Annotated in this window: 14 protein-coding genes; 5 read left to right on the forward strand and 9 right to left on the reverse strand. The window is 26.4% G+C overall.

Annotated features, from left to right (window positions below):
* Positions 1–157: 157 nt before the first annotated feature.
* Positions 158–1,522: a melibiose:sodium transporter MelB gene (gene melB, locus CRIB_RS07405; protein ID WP_180701755.1), complete on the reverse strand. Its 1,365-nt coding sequence runs from the start codon at positions 1,520–1,522 to the stop codon at positions 158–160.
* A gap of 311 nt (positions 1,523–1,833) precedes the next feature.
* Between melB and CRIB_RS07410 the strand changes: the two genes are divergently transcribed.
* Positions 1,834–2,598, forward strand: coding sequence for a hypothetical protein (locus CRIB_RS07410; RefSeq protein WP_180701756.1), 765 nt, complete (start codon positions 1,834–1,836; stop codon positions 2,596–2,598).
* A 243-nt stretch (positions 2,599–2,841) separates the two neighbouring features.
* Here CRIB_RS07410 and CRIB_RS07415 read toward each other — a convergent pair whose 3' ends face one another.
* The 3 genes from CRIB_RS07415 to CRIB_RS07425 form a co-directional block, all read right to left on the reverse strand.
* Positions 2,842–5,205, reverse strand: coding sequence for a cation-translocating P-type ATPase (locus tag CRIB_RS07415; protein ID WP_180701757.1), 2,364 nt, complete (start codon positions 5,203–5,205; stop codon positions 2,842–2,844).
* Positions 5,206–5,430: 225 nt separating this feature from the next.
* The gene (locus CRIB_RS07420; RefSeq protein ID WP_180703694.1) at positions 5,431–6,372 is read right to left on the reverse strand and encodes an IS982 family transposase; all 942 of its coding nucleotides are present in this window, start codon (positions 6,370–6,372) and stop codon (positions 5,431–5,433) included.
* 109 nt (positions 6,373–6,481) lie between these two features.
* On the reverse strand, positions 6,482–7,093 hold the full coding sequence (locus CRIB_RS07425; RefSeq protein WP_180701758.1) for a methyltransferase: 612 nt from the start codon (positions 7,091–7,093) through the stop codon (positions 6,482–6,484).
* Positions 7,094–7,285: 192 nt separating this feature from the next.
* On the opposite strand from CRIB_RS07425, the gene CRIB_RS07430 reads away from it, so the two are divergent.
* Positions 7,286–8,458 (forward strand): MalY/PatB family protein, encoded by a 1,173-nt coding sequence (locus tag CRIB_RS07430; protein ID WP_180701759.1) that lies wholly within the window; start codon positions 7,286–7,288, stop codon positions 8,456–8,458.
* 39 nt (positions 8,459–8,497) lie between these two features.
* Here the strand turns inward: CRIB_RS07430 and CRIB_RS07435 are convergent, their stop codons facing one another.
* The 3 genes from CRIB_RS07435 to hcp all read right to left on the reverse strand — a co-directional run bounded on the left by CRIB_RS07435 (position 8,498) and on the right by hcp (position 12,407).
* Entirely contained in the window at positions 8,498–9,025 is a 528-nt protein-coding gene (locus CRIB_RS07435) for a hypothetical protein (RefSeq protein ID WP_180701760.1), read from the reverse strand.
* 680 nt (positions 9,026–9,705) lie between these two features.
* Complete coding sequence (locus tag CRIB_RS07440) at positions 9,706–10,314, reverse strand: YitT family protein (RefSeq protein WP_180701761.1); 609 nt, start codon at positions 10,312–10,314, stop codon at positions 9,706–9,708.
* Between the two features lie 371 nt (positions 10,315–10,685).
* Positions 10,686–12,407, reverse strand: coding sequence for a hydroxylamine reductase (gene hcp, locus CRIB_RS07445; RefSeq protein ID WP_180701762.1), 1,722 nt, complete (start codon positions 12,405–12,407; stop codon positions 10,686–10,688).
* A 263-nt stretch (positions 12,408–12,670) separates the two neighbouring features.
* On the opposite strand from hcp, the gene CRIB_RS07450 reads away from it, so the two are divergent.
* A complete protein-coding gene (locus CRIB_RS07450) occupies positions 12,671–13,183 on the forward strand; it encodes a hypothetical protein (protein WP_180701763.1) in 513 nt (170 codons plus the stop codon).
* A 1,043-nt stretch (positions 13,184–14,226) separates the two neighbouring features.
* On the opposite strand, the gene CRIB_RS07455 is transcribed toward CRIB_RS07450, so the two are convergent.
* Positions 14,227–15,060 (reverse strand): helix-turn-helix domain-containing protein, encoded by an 834-nt coding sequence (locus CRIB_RS07455; protein WP_180701764.1) that lies wholly within the window; start codon positions 15,058–15,060, stop codon positions 14,227–14,229.
* Between the two features lie 122 nt (positions 15,061–15,182).
* Here CRIB_RS07455 and bilR point away from each other — a divergent pair, with 122 nt between their 5' ends.
* The gene (gene bilR, locus CRIB_RS07460; RefSeq protein ID WP_180701765.1) at positions 15,183–17,105 is read left to right on the forward strand and encodes a bilirubin reductase, long form; all 1,923 of its coding nucleotides are present in this window, start codon (positions 15,183–15,185) and stop codon (positions 17,103–17,105) included.
* Positions 17,106–17,675: 570 nt separating this feature from the next.
* Complete coding sequence (typA, locus tag CRIB_RS07465) at positions 17,676–19,502, forward strand: translational GTPase TypA (protein WP_180701766.1); 1,827 nt, start codon at positions 17,676–17,678, stop codon at positions 19,500–19,502.
* 710 nt (positions 19,503–20,212) lie between these two features.
* Here typA and CRIB_RS07470 read toward each other — a convergent pair.
* On the reverse strand, positions 20,213–21,346 hold the full coding sequence (locus CRIB_RS07470; RefSeq protein ID WP_180701767.1) for an aldo/keto reductase: 1,134 nt from the start codon (positions 21,344–21,346) through the stop codon (positions 20,213–20,215).
* Positions 21,347–21,364 lie beyond the last annotated feature (18 nt).

The following is a 21,364-nucleotide window of genomic DNA, read 5'->3' on the forward strand; positions in this document are numbered from 1 at the left end:
TCGTTTTCTTTGTAAGTATTTTTACTAATTTTTTACTAAAAATTTTACTAATTTTATATTTATAGTTTAATTATTTTTTATAATTAAAAAGCCATCTCAAACTAACCTATTCAATAGAGAAACTACTAAATTTTATTTTGAGACAGCCTATTTTTATCTATATAGCATCATTAACTTTTTTTCTTTTTTCTAATTCTACTAACATTTCATCATGGAATTTACCATTTATTTTGTACTTAGATTTGTATATAGCATACATTACAACTGCACAAACTATAGGTATCCATATCATTATTACTCTCATTCCAAGTATAGTTGTTGCACTTTGAGCTTCCCCTGCTACATATCCTACTAAAGATAAACCAACACCTACTAACCATCCAGCTACTGCAGATGCACCTTTAACCAATAATGTTTGCACTGAGAATACTATACTTTCATTTCTAGTTCCTAATTTAAATTCTCCATAATCAACAACATCTGCAAGCATTATAGTTGTAGAACCTAATAAGAATCCACTTCCTAATTTTAATATTGCTCCTGCCATTCCTATAAATAAAGCATTTTGAGGTGCAACTATTCCAGCTACAAATAATAATAAAAATCCTGCTATTGGTAATATACTTCCGAATTTAAATACATCTTCTCTACCGATTTTCTTAGTTAATATAGGTAGTAATACAAGACCTGATATTTCTGCTATACCAGCAAATGCTTGATATACTGAGAATAAACTTTCTTTGCCTACAACATATGTAAAGTAATAAATAGCCATACTACCTGATATTTGCATAATTAAGTTCATACCTAAAACAATTCCAATAAATACTACTAATTGATCATTTTTTCTTATTATATTTAAAGTTTGTTTAAATGATACTTTCTCAGCATTTTTAGGTGTTTCAACTCTTTCTTTAACATTTAAACAAGTTATTATTGTGGCTATTACAAATACTACAGCTATAACTACAGCAAATGCCGAGTAACCTTTTACTACATTTCCGTTACCAAGTTTTTTAATTATTGAAAGTCCAAATGTTCCCATTATAAGCCAAGCTGTACTTGCAAATATTCTTGGTATTACTGCTACCTGCTCTCTTTCTTCTTTGCTACTAGTTAAAGATGGTATCATTGACCAATACGGTATATCCATTATTGTATATGTCATCCCCCATAATATATACATAATTGAGAAATACGCATATAGTGGTAAACCTTCTAAATCTGGTTTTCTAAATAAGAATACTATAACAAGTGCATTTAATACTGTACCTATAAATATCCATGGTCTAAATTTTCCAAATTTACTTCTAGTATTGTCAACTAGCATCCCCATAGCTGGATCGTTTACTGCATCCCAAAGTCTTGCTACCAAGAATAATGTTCCTACAAATGCTGGATTTAATCCAACTGCATCTGTAAAGTAAACCATTAAATATGTTGATACTATTGCATATGCTAAATCTTTTCCTAAAGCACCTATTCCATAAGAGTACTTTTCTCTAAACGTTAATTTGTTCATATATCTCCTCCATTTTTTATTTTATCCCCTTTTATAAGTTTATTATACCACTATAAGAAACGTTTGCCAACTTTTTAAGTAAACTTTTTCCTATTTTTTACTGAACTTTTAGTTTCCTTTTATTTAACTTTTAAACATATATAATTTGGGTATAAATATTTTGTAAGAATTTTAAATATGATACATTATTTTTAGTTATAATGTAGACAATCCACTTTGCTAATATTATTTATAGAGTTCCCAGTTTTTAATTTAATCTGTTGTGCTAGTTAATTTAATATTATATAACTTTTTAATTTAGGAGGCCTTTAATGGAATTTAATTATAATTTAGAAATTGATAATATATTAAACAAAATATATCAAAGAAAGATATTTGAGTTAGCTTGTGAAAATAACATTTCAACCATAGATTTAAAAGATATAAAATCTTATAAAGATAGATTTAAATCTTTCAATGTTTATCTAGGAAGCGAAATAGAGGAATTTATAAAAGATTCATTACCTAAAGAAAAAGATGGATACTTCTTTAGATGTAATGTATCAAAACATAAAAATAATTATTATCCTAAGATTTATGATGCTTTAGGTAATAAGCTTGAATATGAAAGTGATTCTAAATTTGCTACTATCCTTTGGAAGGAGCATATAAATAATTTAATCATAAAAGATGTTTATGAATCTTTTAATAAAGAAAACTTCCACGAGTTTATTGATAATAATTTAGAAAATATTTATGAAGATATAAATAAAAGTATAATTGATTTTTACAACACTAATAAATTAACTATAGCATTTTCTAATAAATCTGAATTAGTCTCAGTTATTAAAGATATGATTTTAAAAAATGAATTAGATATTTCTTTTGCTCATGACTTTGTTGATTTAGATAAGATTAGAGAAGAGATGATAATGTACTCTACTCCACTTGATATGTATAACGAATACGATAAATTAGAAGATGATTTAAACTATTGCTTAAATAACTTCTTCAAATATAATAATGATGAATTATTTAATATCTTAGTAGATGAGAAGAATTTTAAATTCATTGAAAATGTTGGTCTTGTTAGATAATTCTTTAAATAAGCTAAAAAATGGGAAAGTTAATAATAAAATTTTCCCATTTAACTTTAAACATATTTAATTATTCTAGTTCATTTTTTCTACTTCTTAATTGCATATTTACTGATATTGACTTATTGTCATCTAGAAAAGTATAATAATAAAAATTAAATATATTATAAATTATTATATTAATTTAAGGTATCTTAATAAATCTTTTAATACACTCTTTTAGTAATACTATATTTGATTTTCCTATTCCCTATTTAGTATTTTTATCTTATCTATAATACTAGATATAATTTTTATAGTTATAGGTGTTATTATCATAAAGATTGCTAATATAACAATTTGTACAAAACTCAGTCTATATATCATTAATCTTTCTCCAAATAATATTACAATTGAGAAAAATAATATCGTCATAAATGCAAATAAAAGTTTCCTTTGACTATTAAACGGAATACTTACTCTATACAAAATAACTAAACCTGTAAATCCAGTTAATATAGCAGATATACTTGATACTTGACTCTGAGGTATATTTATTTTATATGATATAAATACAACGCATAATATATTTATTACTATAGTCAATGCCCCTGCTAGCGCTCTTTTTATTATATTTCTTAAAAATCCTTTTTTTATCCTATTGTTATTAGATTCAAGCGCAAAGAAAAATGAAGGTATCCCAATAGTCAATGTACTTATAAGCGTTAATTGTATCGGTACAAATGGATAAGGTTTCATTATAATAAGATATAATATAGAAAGTAAAAATGAATATATAGTCTTAACTAAAAATAATGATGCACTTTTTTCTATATTATTAATAACCCTACGTCCTTCCTTTACAACACTAGGCATAGATTTAAAATTCGAATCCGTAAGTACAAGCTGTGATGTTCTACGGGCTGCATCACTACCTGATGCCATAGCTATACTACAATCACTATCTTTAAGAGCTAATACATCGTTTACTCCATCACCTGTCATAGCTACTGTATGACCTTTCTCTTTAAGAGAATTTATAATCTCTCTTTTTTGTTCTGGCCTTACCCTTCCAAATACAGTATACTTATCTACTGCTATATTTATATCATCTTTGTTGTTAAGAGTTGAAGCATCTACATATTTATCTGCATTTTTAATACCTGCAGTTTTTGCTATTTCTGATACCGTAACAGGATTATCTCCAGATATTACTTTTATTTTAACTCCTTGCTTTTCAAAGAATTCAAATGTTTTTTCTACATTGTCACGTATTTTATCTTCTATTATAATAAGTGCGATTTTTTCTATATCATCGTCTAATTTATCATTAGCTAAATACTTATTATACTTAGATAATAAAAGCACTCTATATCCTTTTGATGAATATTCTTCTACTTTATTTTTTATACTTATATATTTTTCATTTAATACAAATTCGGGTGCACCTATTACAAAACTTCCTTCTTCTTTAAAAGAAACACCACTCCATTTTCTTTCAGATGAAAAAGGCACTTTATTTTTGTATTCCCAGTTTGGATTTTCTTTGAAATATCTTCTAAGTGAATTAAAAGTTGAATTTTCATCATCTAATGTATGAGTTATCGCTCCTATTATCTTGTTTATATTTTCATCATTATATTTATCATCTAGTATTATAATCTCTCGAACTTCCATTTTACCTTCTGTTATTGTCCCTGTTTTGTCAAGACATATCATATCCACACGAGCTAGAGTTTCTATACAATGAAGCTCTTGAACTAATATTTTTCGTTTTCCTAATCTTATAACTGATACCGCTAAAGATATACTTGTAAGTAAATAAAGTCCCTCTGGAATCATACCTATAATTGCGGCAACTGTACTTACTATAGATTTTTTAAATCCATAATTTAATACATACATTTGTTTAAGAAACAGTATCAATCCTATTGGAACTATAATTATTGCTATATATTTAATTATTTTATCAAGAGATTTCATAATCTCAGAGTTTACTTTTTTTCTCTTTTTTACTTCTTTTGTTATTTTAGATGCATAGCTATGTTCTCCTACCTTATCTGCTTTTGCATAACAAGTACCTGATACTATAAAACTTCCTGATAATAATGTATCTCCTTCTACTTTTAATATTTCATCGACTTCTCCAGTTAGTAAAGATTCATTTACTTCTACACTTCCCTGTAAAACTATAGAGTCTACACTTATTTCATCTCCACTTGAAAACTTTATAATATCATCTAATACTATATCTTCCGTATTTACTTCAACTTCCTTAGATTCTCTTATTACCTTTGCCTTAGATGCTGATACTAAGGACAATTTGTCTATAGTTTTCTTAGCTCTTACCTCTTGTATTATACCTATCACAGTGTTTGATATTACTATTCCCATAAATAATGCATTTTCATAGGATTTTACAATAATTATAAGTATTGCAAGTACAAGATTTAATAAGTTAAAAAAGGTAAATACATTATCTATTACTATCTCCTGAGTTGTTTTTGAAACACTATCTATAGCTTTATTATAATTACCTTCTTTTATGCGTTTATCTACTTCATCTTTTGATAAACCTTGAAGGATATCTTTATTTTGTATATTATTTATATTTTTATTAAGCTTCATATATACCCCTTCTAACCTTTTATTATGATAATTAGTATTTCCATTTTTTAATAAATCATTATATAAAAGTGCATTTTCAAAATAAATAAGGAGTATATAACGTTTATTATATACTCCTTACTTATTTTCTAATTCAATCTGTTGTGCTAGTTAAAATTATTTTCCAAATAAAGTAAATTGATTTTTTCAAAAACAATCTTCCATAAAGATTAGTATTTGTAAATATTAACCAAATACTAATCTTTTTATCTTAGCCATAGAATCATCATTTCTCATCAATTTATTTATTAGAAATGAAATATTATGAGCCAAAACTTTTATTGAGGTTCTAGTTATAAATCCTAGCATCGATTTACTTTTAACCTTATTTAAATTTAATTGTTCTGTTAATTGAGAAAAACTAGTTTCTATCCTTCTTCTAACTTTAAATAATAGTTGTCTTACTTCTCTTGGATAGTTATCTCTACTATTTGCCCTTTTTAAGAATAGTAAATCTATATCTCTTTCACTTTTTAATTCAGGCGTTAGCCTTTTGTTAATATATCCTTTATCTCCGATTATAGAGATAGATCTATATTTATCGCATAAATCCCATACCGCATTTCTATCATCTATGTTTGCTGGAGTTATAACATAATCAGTTAAAAATCCATCTACAGTAGTAAGTGCATGAAATTTAAATCCGAAATAAGTTTCTTTTTTAGAAGCGCATCTTCCATAGGAGGCTTCACCTTTGAAACACTTACTAAAACGAGCTCTTCCAAATTCACATACAGGAATAGGCATACTATCTATAACTCTTACATTGTTAGAGTAAAGTTGCATAAATTCAGATATATATCCTCTTATTTTAGATATTACTAAATGTAAATTTCTTTTAGTTCTATTAAATCTAGTTCTATCTCCTAATCTTGGAAATAGTTCTTTATATTCTCTTTTTAATAAACTAAAAAATGATTTCTCTGAGTCAATAGTTAAAAGTTCTCCAACTATACTAATAGTGATTATCTCACTATCTGAAAGTTTGCTATCCTTAATATTACGTCTATTCCTTATACCAATAGGTATAATTTCATTGTATATATCATCTATAATTACAAAAATATTTGTAAATAAATCTGTTAAATTTTCTAACTCCTGGATATAATAATTATTAAGCTCCAACATCATATAGTAAACCTCCTTTAAATTAGTATTGATAATCTTAGGTTGCTATATTTGTTGGAGTTTTATTATTGAAAAAATTAACTAGCACAACGAGTTAATTCATAATTATTTAATAATAACTTAACTCATAAACTAAAAATCTTTCTTGATTATCACTTCTATATAAAGCATCTAATCTAACTTCTTCGATTTGCATAAATGGTGTACAATTTTCTAGGTAATATATATAATCATCAGATGGATAATAAAGTATTATATCTATCTTCCTAGCATTATTTTCAAATGATATTAATATATTTTCTACGACCTTCATAAATATGTGAACAGAAAATGGATTAAAGAAATAAAATTTATTATCTTTATCACCTATTTCGTATTCTTGGGCTAAAGTGCATAAAAAATTAATTTTATCGTCTTCTCTTTTATTATTTTTCAAATACTCTTTTTTATTTTCCATACATTGATTGTAAAAATTTTCATCCATTTCTATACCTAAAACATTACATCTATAATTATAATTTAAATAAAAATTAAGTCGTCCTTTTCCACAACCAAAATCAATTACAGAATCATTTTCATTTATATGGTAATTTTCAAACAATTTATCTAGTGCAAAATAAGGCGTTGGCTCATATGGATGATAACATTTCTTAGTCTCGTCCCAACTTTGATCTCCCGTAGTTTTTATATTAAGTAGCTCTTCATAATATTTTTCTTTCATATTTTTCCTTCCTGCTTGATTTTATTATGTATATCTATTTAAGCTTATTATAATATTATTTTTTGTCAACTAATGAGTAAAATATTGTAAATATATTTTAAATTTATTTATTTTATATTGAAATTTAGACATCTTATAGCTACGATTATAGTAAGAATTAATTTAGGAAGATACCTTAGGGAGGAAATAAACATGAACTTTAATTTTGATAAAATTATAGATAGAAGTAACAACTTTTCAGCTAAATGGTCTGAGATGAATAAAATTTTTGGTACTAATACTTTACTGCCTATGTGGGTTGCTGACATGGATTTCTTAACCGCTCCTTGTATAATGGATGCTTTAAAAGATAGGCTTGAACAAGGAATATTTGGATATACAACTAGACCCTATTCTTATAATGAGTCTATAGTAAATTGGCTTGATAATAGATTTAGTTGGAAGATAAAACAAGAATGGTTAATGTTTAGCCCTGCAGTTATAACTAGCATTAGTTTATTAATACAAAATTTAACTCAAAAAAATGATAAAATAATGATTCAAGAACCAGTTTATAGTCCATTTCATAGTATCGTTGAGTCTAATGAAAGAGATTTAGTTATAAGCCCTTTAGTAAAATTAGATGATGGAAGCTATGTTATGGATTATGAAGATATAGAAGCTAAAATAAAAGATGTTAAAATCTTTATACTTTGTAATCCTCACAATCCAGTTGGTAGAGTTTGGACTCGTGAAGAACTAACTAGATTAGGTGAAATATGTTTAAAGCATAATGTCTTAGTTATATCTGATGAAATACATAGCGATATAATATTAAAAAATCATAAGCATACTCCATTTGCCTCTATTTCTAAGGAGATTGAAGAAAATACTATAACTTGTATGGCACCAACTAAAACTTTTAATTTAGCTGGCCTTCAAAGTTCTTTTTTAGTAATTCCTAATCCTTCTCATTACGAGGTTATGGATAAAGCTTTTTCAAGATTAGATATAAAAAGAAATAATGCATTTAGTTTAGTAGCAACAGAAGCGGCTTATAACTACGGTGAAGATTGGTTAGATGAATTACTAAAATACATAGAAGATAATATTGATTTTGCTATTGAATATATAAAAACTAATATACCTCAACTAAAAGTAAAAAAACCTGAAGGAACTTACTTACTATGGGTTGATTTTAATAACCTTAATGTAGATGAAAAAGATTTAAAGAATGCTTTAATAAGTAAAGGTAGAGTTGCATTAAGCGATGGATCTTCTTTTGGAATAGGTGGAGATGGCTATTATAGAATAAATTTAGCGTGTCCTAGATCTATGGTTTTAGAGTGTCTTAAGAGAATTGAATTTGCTATAAACTCTTTATAAACAAAAGGTGAACTATAATAATATAGTTCACCTTTTTATTTAACATCCGCAACCTTTATTTAAATTACATCCACATTCGTTATTATGCTTATTGCATTCGCATTGATTGTGATGATTACATCCACATTCATCATAGAAATCACAATCATCTTCATCATATCCAAAATCATCTAGGTTGCATCCAACATCATCTTTATAACAATCTCTATAACATTTAGCTGCTTCTTGTAAACAACATTGTGCTTCTTCCATTAATTCCTGAGCTGAGTTTGCAGCATCCTCATAGCATTCCCAAAGTTCATTAGCCTTTTTACATTCTTCTATAGCTTGGCGTTTTAGACATTCAGCTCTATTTTCTGCTTCCTCTGCCTCTTGAGCTATTTTATTTGCTCTATTCATAGCGCACTCTGCTTGCTGACATTTTTGATTGGCCATTTCTTTGAACTTATTACATTCTGAGATACAAGTATTATGTTTGGAATTACATATGAAGTTTTTATTATTGCATTCATTTTGATTACAAGAGTTATTAAATTTGTTATTTTTTTTAATATTTTTCTGTCTCATTAAATAACCACCTTTTAAATTGAATATTTTAGAGAATTTATTAACTCCTATTAACATACTATTCATTCATTTAAAAACTGTGATATAGTTACTATGCATTTGTTATTTTTATTAGTATTTATAAAAAATAATTTAAATTCTATAAAAGGTATTTTATTATTATTAATAATATATAATAGATTAAAGTAATTAACTCTAATTAAAGAGGTGAGTATTGATTGCTAAATAAAATAAATAATTTTATCTTAAAAAAACCGGTATTATTTGGTGGATTATTTTTTCTTTTATTATCATTTATATTTAACATGATAGAAATTTTAATTTTTAAATCTGCTCATATAAATGATATAATTCATATATTTCCTACTATATTGGTGTATGAGCCTATAATAAATGCTTTAGAAGGTTTAAAACTAAACCCAATATACTATATTCCACTTTCATGTATAATAGATTTTTTAATAGGATTAGTCTTAAGCTTTATTTTAAGTAAGTTTAAATATATAAAAAATCATTTTTTAATAAGTCTTATAATTACTTTTTTTTATTTATTGGTTTTTCGTAACCTTTCAATGGTTACCTATAATATAAAATATTGTATATTATAATTAATAAATTAAGGTATAGTATAAAAATAAGGAGCTATCTCAAAGTTTTATCTTTTAAATAGCTCCTTATTTTTATACTTTTACTAATTTACTTTTATTAAAATTATATATAAAATCTATAGTTCTCCCACTTATATTCACTGCTATAAGAGACCAAAATATATCATATACTGATAAATATGTTAGTGATAACATTAATACGGCTACATCACCTATCATATAAACATTACCTATATTTAAGGATGTAATTTTAGAAATTACCATAGCTAGAGCATCATCTCCACCTGCTGCAGCTCCGTTTCTAACAATTATCCCTACTCCAACTCCTACAAATAATCCTGAAAGTATGGTAACTATGAACTTACTATTTAACACGGGTATTAATGGTCCTATAGATTCAAAGACTTCATAAAATGTTGAAAAACTAAAAGTCGCTATTATTGAATATATTAAGAATTGTTTTCCAAAAAATTTATATGCCATTATAAGCAAGGCTGTGTCTATTATTAGATTTGCTACTGAAAGTTCTATATTGAATAAGTTTTTTAAGAGTAATAAAAGTCCTAATACTCCACCCTCTGTTATATTATTTTGATAATTTAAGTTATAAATTCCAAATGATAATATTAATGATCCTAGTAATATTAGTATTATGTGTTTTGCGTGCGTCCGCTTCTCCACAAATATCCCATCCTTTTCTTTTTGATTTACTAATATTATATACACTTGAATTTAATTTGTATAGTGCATTTTCATAAACTAAATATTATAAAATATTTTTATTTTTTTTTCAATCTATTTCTGTGTATTTTTATGTATTTTTATTTTTATATCTTTAAACCCAGTATTTCCAATAGTTTCACTTATATACAATTTTTATAAAGTTTAGATTAAAATTTTTTAAGTTTAGTATATATAATTCTTTGTTTATATAAATTTTTGTTTTATTTAGTTTTACTAAACTAAGGACAAGTTAAATACTATCACTTTTTAATATTTTAATAAATAAAGGAGCTAATCTTTATTTTAAGATAGCTCCCTTATTTTAATATCTATTGTAAGAACATTTTTAAATCATCTTCAACATTAGTTATTCCACCTATTCCAAAGTTTTCAACTAAAACTTTAGCTACATTTTCAGATAAGAATGCTGGTAATGTTGGTCCTAAGTGTATGTTTTTAACACCTAAGTATAATAGTGATAATAACACTATTACAGCTTTTTGCTCGTACCAAGCTATGTTAAATGCTATTGGTAATTCATTTATATCTTCAAGTTCAAATACTTCTTTTAATTTAAGTGCTATAAGTGCTAATGAGTATGAGTCGTTACATTGACCTGCATCTAATACTCTTGGTATTCCATTTATATCACCTAACTCTAATTTATTGTATTTATATTTAGCACATCCTGCAGTAAGTATTACTGTATCTTTTGGTAAGCCTAAAGCAAAATCAGTATAGTAGTTTCTTGATTTAGCTCTTCCGTCACATCCTGCCATTACTATAAATTTCTTTATTGCTCCAGTTTTTACAGCATCTACTACTTGATCTGCAAGTGCAAATACTTGATTATGTGCAAATCCACCTACTATTTCTCCAGTTTCTATTTCAGTTGGAGGAGCACATTTTTTAGCTTGTTCTATTATTTCTGAGAAGTCTTTGTTATCTTCACTTACACCTTTTATATGCTTAACACCTGCAAATCCAGCTGCTCCTGTAGTATATATTCTATCTTTGTAGCTGTCCTTTGGTGGCACTATACAGTTTGTAGTCATTAATATTGGACCATTGAAGCTTTCAAATTCTTCTTTTTGTTTCCACCAAGCATTTCCGTAGTTACCTGCAAAGTGAGAATACTTTTTAAATGCTGGGTAGTAATGAGCTGGTAACATTTCTGAGTGAGTATATACGTCAACTCCTGTTCCTTCTGTTTGTTTAAGTAATAATTCTAAGTCTTTTAAATCATGTCCTGATACAAGTATACCTGGGTTATTTCTAACACCTATGTTTACTTTTGTTATTTCTGGATGTCCATAAGTTCCTGTATTTGCACTATCAAGTAGAGCCATACCATCTACCCCAACTTTACCAGTTTCTAAAGTTAATGCTATTAATTCATCTATACTTAAATTATCATCTAAAGTTTTTGCTAAAGTAGCTTGCATAAATGCATTTATATCTTCACTATCATATCCTAATGCATTAGCATGCTTCATATATGCAGACATACCTTTTAATCCATATATTATTAATTCTCTTAAACTTCTTATATCTTCATCTTTAGTTGCAAGTACTCCAACTTTAGTAGATTTTTCATCTAATATTTTATCTATATTTGATTCTTCTTTTCCACTTCCAAGTATAGCATCTTTTATTTTGCTTAATAAGTTTACTTTAACATCCATTTCTTCATTTGATACTGCATTCCATAATGCTGCTTCTGATAAGTTTTCTTTGTTATCTAATTTAGCTAATAAATCTTCTTTAGTTGCTAAAGTTTCTTTAACTCTTTGATAAAATACTTCATCATCAAAGTTTGCATTTGTTATTGTAGTAAATAAGTTTATAGTTATTAAGTGGTTAACGTCTTTACTTACTTCTTTTCCTTCTTCTCTAAGTCTTGTTGTTACTTCTGATAATCCTTTTGTTGTATATATTAATAAATCTTGCATTCTTGCTAGATCTGGTGATTTTCCACATACTCCAAATTTTGTGCATCCGCTGCATCCTGCTGTTTCTTGACATTGAAAACAAAACATCGTGCTTGTCATAATTATTCCTCCAATTTGTTAATGTTTATTTTATATACACATTATATATATAATTGGAAGTAATTTCGGTAACGTACGTTACACTATTTTCAAACTTATTATTTTTATTTCAAAATTAAAATATAAAATATGTTATAAAGTATAATAACTATTTTTAGTTGGTAAATTATTCAATAAAGTTTATAATGTAATAAGGTTTACAATTGTTATATAATCTGAAATAAGTAAAGGATTTACGAAAAATCAATAAGGGGATGGAAAGTTTGAAAATATTTAATAATAAATTGATTTTAGGTTTAACTTCTATAATATTTTTACTTTTAATTATATTCAGTTACTCTAAAATAAAAGAATATAATATATTAAAAGATGTTTTTGTATTCAAAAAAGAAAATGTAGTTTCAATTTTTAGAGTAAAAAAAGGTGAAGATATTCATGATTATAATTATAAATTGGAAAGCAATGAGATTGATGCTTTAAGTGATATACTTACAAACTCAAAATTAAAAAAAGCCACTACAAATGATTCTCCATCTAATATGTTGGGAAGTCTGACTATTTTACTTGATGGAAATACAAGAGAAGTAGATGGTGGTACATCATTTGAATTTGAAAGAGGTATGACTTTAACTCCAATAAATAAAGATAGTGTATATGTTTTTTTAGAGATAAATAAACTTAGAAATGATAATAGTTTTAATACAGATATGGTTATGCAAAGATCTTATATTATAGATTCTGAAAAATTAGTAGAATTCATAAATAAAAATACTTAATAGAATTAATTTCTAAGTTAAGTTCACAATTTTAATAAAATGCGAATTAAAATATATAGAAATATCTAGATTTATTAATATAATATATCTAGATATTTTTTGATTATTATATAATTTATTATTTAATTTATAGTTAATTTTGTTAATGTTTATTTTATATACACATTATATATTGAACAAATAAAATCCGTAACATACGTTACTGATTCTTTTTTACGCTTAAGAATATTATAATACTAAAAAAAATGTGGATCTATTAAGTTAGTGTCTAAAAAAAGTATTCGTTACATTTTTATTAAAATAAATTGTCTATCTAAAAGGTATTTCTTCGACAAATCCCAACATTTCTATAATATTATATCTACATTGATTAATACTTAACTGTATTCTTTATTACATTTAATTAATAAGTTTCATACCTATATTTTATTTTCTATTTATGTTATACTATGAAAGTTAATACCGTAGATGGATGGCTACGGGGGTTTTTTGAATATTTTTATCCTCCATGGGTTATCAGTGATTTTTCACTATAATCAAAGGAGGTGGTATCAGATATGCTTGAATTCTTACTAGTAATACTACTTTTACTTACTTTTATTAGTTTAACTATTAAAAGTAACGTATTTTTTAATTACATACGAATTAAAATTAAAGTAATTGGACTTGATATAGAGATTAAAAGTAAAGAAAAAAGCGCCCCATCCTGCAAAGATAAGCGCTAACTTCTGTAAATATTCTTATTACTATCTGATAGCCCCAAAACAAAATAAATGTTCTAAGGATACTCAGTGCTACCAACACTGGGTATTTTTATTTATATATTTATTATATCAAATTTATCTTAAATTTACACATATATTTTATATTACTGCTAGTTTAAGTCTTGGCATTGAAAACAAAACATTTTATTATCCTTAATACTTTCCTCCAATATTTTAATGTTCATTTTATATACACATTATATATAATTAGAAGTAATTTCGGTAACGTATGTTACACTAATTTTTAAATTATTATATTTATTTCAAAATTAAAATATATCACTTATATTTTTTTATTTCATTATAGTATTCTTTAGGGGTAATCCCAAATTCTTTTTTAAAAACACGAAATAAATTATTATAGCTTCCTAAATTACAAATTTGTGCTATATCAGTAATTGACTTACCTTCTTCTATAAGCTTTTTACATAAATCTAATTTAGCTTTTATTATATATTTATGTAGTGTTGTTCCAGTTAATTTTTTAAATTCCCTAGATATATGAAATTTACTTACATAAAATTCTCTTTCTAGGCAATCTAATGAAATCTCTTCTGTTATATGATTACTTATATATGCAAATATATCATCAATAAGAAACGGCGTATTTCTTTTAATTTTTTGTTTTGACTGTGCATATATGCATGATCTAAGTATCATTACAACAACAATTGATAACATACTTTTAATATAAATACTCTCTGCAAACTCATGTTTATTTTCTTTTGACCTATATAGTTTTTTTAATATATTTTTAATCAACATTGTTGTCTCAGTATTTGCATTTACTACGTTACATCCAAAAGGTACACTATTAAAACTTTTAGCCAAATTAACATCTTCATCAGATAATATATTTAATAACTCAGTGGTAATAACCAACTCGTAAATTGTAATTGTCTGATTTAATTTCAATACAACTTCAATACTATTATTAGGACTTATTAAAATAATACTATCTTTATTTCCATCTTGAGATTTATATCCCCATTTAATTTCACAATTACCTTCAAATATAAATAATATTTTGTAATACTCATTTGATTTAATTTGCTTACTTTTTATATTATTAAAATTAATTCTATTTACATAATAGCTATCTTTGTATGTCATTAATATACCCCACCTTTTCAAATATCAATTTTTGATAGTTTTATATCAATATCCGAATATAATTTTATTTTATAATATGAGACAATTAAATTACAAATAAATAATTTTGTGGGGTGATTTATATGAAACTTTTAGAATCAATTAATGTAGGAAGTATCACTTTAAAAAATAGAGTTATGTTTCCTCCTCTAACTACTGGATATGAAGGCAGGGATGGTAGCATAACTACTCAAAGTATTAGTTTTTATGAAAGATTAGCTAAGGGTGGTGTTTCATACATTGTAATAGGTGATGTATCCCCTATTAATAGCTTCTCTCCTACTCCAAAATTATATGACGATAGTCAAATAATAGGTTTTAACAAATTATGTGATTCAATACATAAGCATGACGCAAAAGTAGCTGTTCAAATTTTCCATCCAGAATATGATTGTGATGCAATAAATAACTTGTTTACTAGTGGAGATATGAAAGCTGTTAGAGAAAAATTACATCATGATATGAAACACTTTGTTAATGAAGTTAGTGAAGATGCTTTAAATGATATTATAAATAAAATGTGCAATTGTGCAATTCGTGCCCAAAAAGCCGGAGTTGATATAATTCAAATACATGGTGATAGATTGGTAGGTTCATTATGTAGTACTATTTTAAATAAAAGAAATGATAAATTTGGTGGTACCTTAGAAAACCGAACAAGATTTGCACTACAACTTGTAAAATCATTAAAAAAAGCTGTTCCTGGTATGCCTATTGATTATAAGTTTTCAGTTGTCACACCTGAAAGAGGCAAAGGTGGAATAGATTTAAATGAAGCTCCTATATTTGCTAAATGGTTAGAAGAGGCTGGTGTTGATATGCTTCACATAGCTCAAGCAAACCATACTGGTAATATGGCAGATACTATTCCTCCTATGGGTATTCAACCATATGGATTCTTTGTTGATATAGCAGCTCAAATAAAAAAAGAAGTAAATATTCCAGTTAGTACAGTTGGTAGAATATTTAATCCTAAAATGGCTGAAAGTATTTTAGAAGCTGATAAAGTAGATATAATAGGACTTGGTAGAACTTTACTTACTGATCCTGATTGGGTAAATAAAGTAAAAGATAATAAATTTGAAGATATACGCCAATGTATATCTTGTAATAAAGGATGTACTGATAATATTCAAAATCGTAAATTTTTAAGTTGCGTACTAAATGCTGAGAATGGATATGAAGAAACTAGAAAAATTACCAAGGCTATAACTAAGAAAAAAGTTGTGGTTGTAGGAGGAGGACCTGCTGGTCTTGAGGCAGCTCGTGTTGCAAGCTTAAAGGGCCATGATGTTATTTTATTTGATGAAAATACATCTCTAGGAGGTCAATTAAACTTAGCATGTATACCTCCTAGAAAAAATGAAATTAAAAGAGCTATTAAGTTTCTAACTCATTCAGTATGTTCTCAAAATGTAGATTTAAGACTTGGTAAAAAAGTAACTCAAAACGATTTATTAACTTTAAATCCAGATGCTGTATTAGTTGCTGTAGGAGCAAGTAATGTTATACCAAATATAAATGGATCTAACAATCCAATAGTATGTGATTCATGGAAAATACTAAATGGAGAACAACAAGTATTTGGTAATATCGCTGTTATTGGCGGAGGTATGGTAGGTTGTGAAGTTGCTGAATACTTATGTAGTGAATCTAAAAATAAAGTTTCTATAATTGAAATGGATAATAGTATAGCTAAAGGTGAAAGTAATACTATACTTCCTACATTAATGAATAATTTTACTAAACATAATGTAAAAATATATACTAACCATAAAGTAAATGAAATACATAAGGATTATATACTTTGTGAAAATGATAATAATGAGATTAAAATTCCTTGTGATTATGTTGTTATGGCAATAGGTGCAAGACCTAACGAATTTGATGTTGATAAATTATTAGAAAATAATATAAAAGTAGTTAAAATAGGCGATTGCAAAGATAAAGCGTCTGACATAGAAAATGCTATAAAAACTGCTTATGATGCTGCTAACGAAATATAAACTTAAATTTAATAATAATCTAAAAGAATCTCCTTCTTTATTTGGAGATTCTTTTTGTTGTAAACTATATTATTATATTTAAATATCTATATTAATATTTTAATTTTCTATATTTACACTATTTTAGTTTTTAATAAAATAAAAAATTCGCTTCGCTCATATCGCCAACGACTTCGTCCGTTGCTCAAAATCTTTTTTACGCTCAAAATCAATTTATTGATATTACTTACATTCAGAATTTATCCACATTTTTTTAAGTATTATAATATCCTTAAGCGTAAAATATTTATAAGTTTTAATTAAATTTATTATTATCGAACCTACTCCAATATATCATCATAATATTTAATAAAAATGTATAATTAATTACCTAAAACATTTTCCTTATGTATAATTTTATATTTTATTGTGTATTTTTATATAAATCGACTTTAAGATTTTATTTTTTACATAAAATATATAAACATTCTGCCTTTAACTTTATTTTATTTTAAGTACTAGTATCTTGTATACACCCCTATACTTGTGCTATACTTAAAAAGTTATTTTAAGCTGAAAGGAGCAAAATATATGTCAAAAAATAAAATAATAAACATAGCAGTTATCGCCCACGTTGATGCTGGTAAATCAACTTTAGTTGACGCATTCCTACATCAATCAGGGACATTTAGAGATAACGAAGTAGTAAAAGATTGTGTAATGGATAGTAATGATCTTGAAGCCGAAAGAGGTATAACTATATATTCTAAAAACTGTTCAATAAACTATAAGGATTACAAAATAAATATAGTTGATACACCAGGACATAGTGACTTCTCTTCTGAGGTTGAACGTGTTATAAAAACTGTTGATACAGTTATATTACTAGTTGATGCTAGTGAAGGTCCAATGCCTCAAACAAGATTCGTTTTACAAAAATCTTTAGAAGCTGGACTTAGACCAATATTATTCATAAACAAAATAGATAAGCAAGATCAAAGAGCTGAAGAAGTTGTTGATGAAGTATTTGACTTATTCGTTGACTTAAATGCAACTGATGAGCAATGTGAATTCCCAATAATATACGGTATAGCTAAGCAAGGTATAGCTAAAAAAGAAATGGATGATGAAAGTGAAAACTTAGCTCCATTATTTGAAACTGTTGTTGAACATGTTGAAGCATACCCTGATTATAGCGAAGAGCCTTTACAACTTCAAATATCTGCTCTTGCATACGATGATTATGTAGGAAGACTTGGTATAGGTAGAGTTTACAAAGGAACTGTAAAAAATGGTGAAACAGTATCTATATGTAAAGCTGATGGCTCTGTTGCTAGAGGTAGAATAAGTAAGCTTACAGTTTATGAAGGATTAAAGCAAGTTGAAAAAAGTGAAGCTTATGCTGGTGATATAGTTGTTGTTGCTGGTATGGCTGATATATCTATAGGTGAAACTATATGTAATGCTGATAATCCATTACCAATGGAAATGATACACATAGAAGAACCTACTCTATCTATGAACTTCTTAGTTAACGATTCTCCATTTGCAGGAAAGAGTGGTAAATTCGTTACAACTAGACACTTAAAAGATAGATTAGATAAAGAATTAGAAGTTAACGTTGGTCTTAAAGTTGAACCAATGGATACTACTGATGGATACAGAGTATCTGGACGTGGAGAGCTTCACTTATCTATACTTCTTGAGAACATGAGACGTGAAGGATACGAAATAGGTGTATCTAAGCCAGAAGTTTTATTTATAAAAGATGAAAATGGAAAATTAATGGAACCAATGGAAAGAGTTATAGTTAACTGTCCAGAAGTTTACTCAGGAACTGTTATAAACAAATTAAACTTAAGAAAAGCTATGATGGAAGCTATGGAAATCGAAGGAGATTATGTTAAAATAACATTTATAGCTCCTACAAGAGGATTATTAGGATACAGAAGTGAATTCATAAATGATACTCGTGGAGAAGGTTCTTTAGTTAGATCATTTGAAAGATATGAAGAACACAAAGGTGAAATGCCAGGAAGAACTAACGGAGTTTTAATATCTCAAGTTGCTGGTTCAACTATGGCTTATGCACTTAATGCTTTAAGCGAAAGAGCTCAAATGTTTGTTGATCCTGCTGTTGATGTTTATGAAGGTATGATAATCGGTATGAACTCAAGAAAAGAAGATATGACTGTTAACCCTTGTAAGAACAAGAAATTAACTAACGTTCGTGCTTCTGGTACTGATGATGCTGTTAAGTTACAAGCTGCTAGAACATTTACATTAGAAGAAGCTTTAGAATTTATAGATGATGATGAGTTAGTTGAAATAACTCCAGATGCTATAAGACTTAGAAAGAAATTCTTAAATGAACACGATAGATTAAGATACAACAAGTCAAGACAAGCTAATAAGTAATATAAAAGGCAATCTCTATTTCAGAGGTTGCCCTTTTATGTTACAATTGAATATATTATGACAGATAAAAAAGAGTATTACTATAACTAATCCTATAAGAATACTCTTTTTTATTAAATATTATATATAAAATACTAGTTTTCTGAAACTAATTCATCTAGTACTTTGCTTTCTGATAAATAAGATAGAAATGTTAATCCATACATCACACTTAGTGACACTAACGTTATTATAACTATACCCATTAATTTTTATCCCTCCTTTTATTTATATTATATCCATCTTATATGAATATACTATGAATTTTTTATGAAATTAAAACATTTTAAATTTTCAAATTTTAAGATATCTCTTTTGATAAATTCATTATAATTATAATTTTAATTCAAATTATATTCTAGTTACTATTTTGTAAATTTTTCCATACAGTGTATTTATTGTACCTATTGCATCGATAAAAATTATTTATAAAATTTGTCTGTAGGACATTTACTACTTCATTTAATGATGCATTATTTAGCAGTTTAAGTTAATCTGATATAGAAGGTATAATCTTTTACTATTAACATATGGTATTTTTAAAGCCTTAGATATTTGAAAATTTGTATCTTCAGGAATATTCCTCACATTCAGAAGTTATTAATATATTTTTTAAGTATCATAGTATTCTTATTAATAAAAAAGAAATGCCAAATGGCATTTTTATATAATTACTTTTCTAAAGTATTTACTACTTCTTCAAGTTTTTCTCTAATTCTTATATGCTGCGGACATTTCTTCTCGCAAGATCCACATTTAACACAGTTAGAAGCTTGAGCATTTTCACTAACTACAAAAGCATTGTATTTACTTTTAGGAGTTTCTATATCATTAAACATTGATGAATTATTAAGAAGTTCAAAACACTTTGGTATATCAACTCCTACAGGACATGGTATACAGTATTTACATCCTGTACAGTTTACTTTAATTTTAGATTTAAATTCCACTTTAAGTTTATTTAAAGTTTCTTCTTCTTCACTAGTCATAGAATTTGGTATTCCCTCATTATCTGCTATCTTTAAATTATCAATAACTTGTTCAATAGTTGACATCCCACTTAATACTACATCTATTTCATCCTTATTATATAAAAACTTAAATGCCCACATAGGTGCTGTTTTCTCTATTTTAGAATCTCTTATAATTGCTTTTATTTCAGGTGATAAATTATTTACTAATGAACCACCGCGAAGAGGTTCCATTATAATAATTCCCAATCCTTTATTTCTTGCATATAAAAGTCCTTCATTCCCAGCTTGATAATCTTCATCTATATAGTTATGTTGTATTTGAGCAAAGTCCCAATCATAATCATCTACTATTTCTTTAAATACATCAAACGTATCATGGAAAGAAAATCCTACATATCTTACTAATTTTTCTTTTTTTATTTTCTTTATAAAATCAAATAATCCATTTTCTTTAAGTCTTTTATAATCATCTTTATTTAAGTTATGAATTAAATAAAAGTCTATATAATCAGTTTCTAGCTTTTCTAACTGTTCCTTAATGACTCTGTCCATATCTTCTCTATTTTTTATTAACCATGATGGTAGCTTAGTAGCTAATTTTACTTTCCCTCTATATCCATTATTCAAAGCTTTCCCCACTACTACTTCACTTTGGCCATTATGATATGGATATGCCGTATCTATGTAATTAAGTCCATTATCTATAGCATATCTAAGCATTGTTATTGTTTTTTCTTCCTCTATTCTTCCATCAATTTCAGGAAATCTCATACATCCAAATCCTAATATTGAAACATATTCATTGGTCTTTCCTAATTTTCTATATCTCATATTTTTCCCCCTTTATAA

The organism is Romboutsia ilealis, assembly GCF_900015215.1.
Lineage (GTDB): Bacteria > Bacillota > Clostridia > Peptostreptococcales > Peptostreptococcaceae > Romboutsia > Romboutsia ilealis.